General features: G+C 56.3%; 3 protein-coding genes. 2 read left to right on the top strand and 1 reads right to left on the bottom strand.

The genetic code is table 11. The annotated features are described in order from the left end of the window. The coding region (locus tag HEQ34_RS14275; RefSeq protein WP_296201578.1) for an MFS transporter at positions 1 to 283 on the bottom strand (283 nt) is incomplete at its 3' end. Between the two features lie 169 nt (positions 284 to 452). Between HEQ34_RS14275 and HEQ34_RS14270 the strand changes: the two genes are divergently transcribed. Together HEQ34_RS14270 and HEQ34_RS14265 are read left to right on the top strand one after the other, a co-directional pair. Continuing rightward, positions 453 to 1,331 carry an SPFH domain-containing protein gene (locus HEQ34_RS14270; protein ID WP_296201577.1) on the top strand — a complete coding sequence of 293 codons (879 nt, stop codon included), beginning with the start codon at positions 453 to 455 and terminating at the stop codon, positions 1,329 to 1,331. A gap of 221 nt (positions 1,332 to 1,552) precedes the next feature. Next, the coding region (locus HEQ34_RS14265; protein ID WP_296201576.1) for a hypothetical protein at positions 1,553 to 1,859 on the top strand (307 nt) is incomplete at its 3' end.

The following is a 1,859-nucleotide window of genomic DNA, read 5'->3' as shown; positions in this document are numbered from 1 at the left end:
TGCCAATGGCAAAAATAACCAAGCCGATCACGATGACCAACTTGCGCCCGTAAAGGTCTGAGGCAATGCCGTAGGGAATCTGAAATACAGCCTGGGTCAGCCCGTAAGCGCCGAGTGCAAAGCCGACAAGCGCGAGGTTATCGCCGCCGGGCAGGGTTTGGGCATAGACCGAAAACACGGGCAGGATCAGGAACAAGCCGAGCATGCGCAGGGCGAAAATGGCAGCCAGCGAAGCGCCAGCGCGGCGCTCTTCGGGACTCATGCGGTCAGTTGGGGAGGACATTATGGTTTGCTTTTGTTGCATTGCAGCGGAGGGTGAATATTAGCAGGTTTGCGCTGTGAAGCAGGTGTTACGGTCGACGGCGAAAATCGCTTGAAAATCTGTACTTGCGTTGATTGGCAGCACATCAATCGCGGTGCTATGCTCAATCTCATATTGAGTGGAGATTGCCATGAGCGACAAGATTGAAGAACGCCACGCAAGCTGCCTTTCCGGTTGGCTCGCACTGATCATATGGCTGGCGCTGTTTGGCAGCGCATTGTGGCAAATTTTTGCCCCGTCGTTGATGCATGGCCGATCACCCGAAACGATTTCGGGATTCGTCGCGCTGCCTGTCCTGGTTTTCCTCGCCAAGGGCTTCATCATCCTGCCGCCCAATATCTCGGCAGTGTTTACTTTCTTCGGACGCTACGCCGGCAGTCTGCGCGACGACGGCTTCTTCTGGGTCAATCCGTTCTATCAGCGCCTGCGTGTCTCATTGCGCATCCACAACCTCAACACGCCAACCCTCAAGGTCAATGATCGCGCCGGCAACCCGATTGACGTTGGCGCAGTTGTCGTCTGGCGCGTTGCCGATACCGCGCGTGCCGCCTTCGATGTTGAGGATTACGCCGCCTACATCGTGATTCAGAGCGAATCTGCGGTGCGTGCCGTAGCCAGCACACGCTGGTACGACGGCGACGAACATGGCAACAACTCCCTGCGCGCCGATCTCGACAGCGTCGCCCGTGCACTCGCCGACACCATACAGGAACACGTTTCGCTGGCCGGTCTGGAAATCATCGAAGCGCGCATTGCCCACCTCGCCTACGCCCAGGAAATTGCCAGCGCCATGCTGCGCCGTCAGCAAGCCCAAGCGGTTGTCGCCGCCCGCACACAAATTGTCGAAGGCGCAGTCGGCATGGTGCGCATGGCCATCGAACAACTTGAACGCGAAGGGGTCGTCAAACTCGGCGAAGCCGATCGCATCCATCTGGTTGGCAATTTGCTCACCGTTCTGGTTTCCGATAACGAAACGCATCCGGTCATTTCCGTCGATAAGGCGAACTGAAGCAGATCCGGCGGGTGAAAAATGCGCCAACACGGCGCGGTCACGACCTTCATCCTTGGCTTGGTAATGCGCATCGCCTCCCTGCAGGGTGTTTTCATCCAGACTCTTCGTTGTGTCTGCCAGAAACCCGCCCACGCTGCAGTCCAGACTGACACAAACCCCATGGCAATCGAGCCTTACCATGCGAACTATTTCAGAACATTATCGGCGGTAAGACCAAGATGGCAATTCTGTCCGAGTCGAATATGCCATTCAAGACTGATCTCGTTTGTTTCAAACTTGGGGTTTGCGCAAAGTTACAGGACCAACAGCGCATCGAAGTCGGTGGCGCGAAAACAACCATGTTCGCGGACTTCGTAGCCTTTAAGTTCGGCGATACGGTAGAAACGCAGGATGTCTTCTCCGTTCTTGATTTCGGCGATCAGATCGCGCTCCAGCGCCTCGAAGCGGGCGCGGACAGTAGGCCTAGTGCTGGAGCGCGGAAAGAGGAATTAGATCAAGCGCTTCGACAGCCATCTTCTAAATCCT

It is taken from the genome of Sphingorhabdus sp. (assembly GCF_023910635.1).
GTDB lineage: Bacteria > Pseudomonadota > Alphaproteobacteria > Sphingomonadales > Sphingomonadaceae > Sphingorhabdus_B.
Note: the sequence above shows the minus strand (reverse complement) of the source record. Positions and strands in the feature narration are given on the sequence as shown.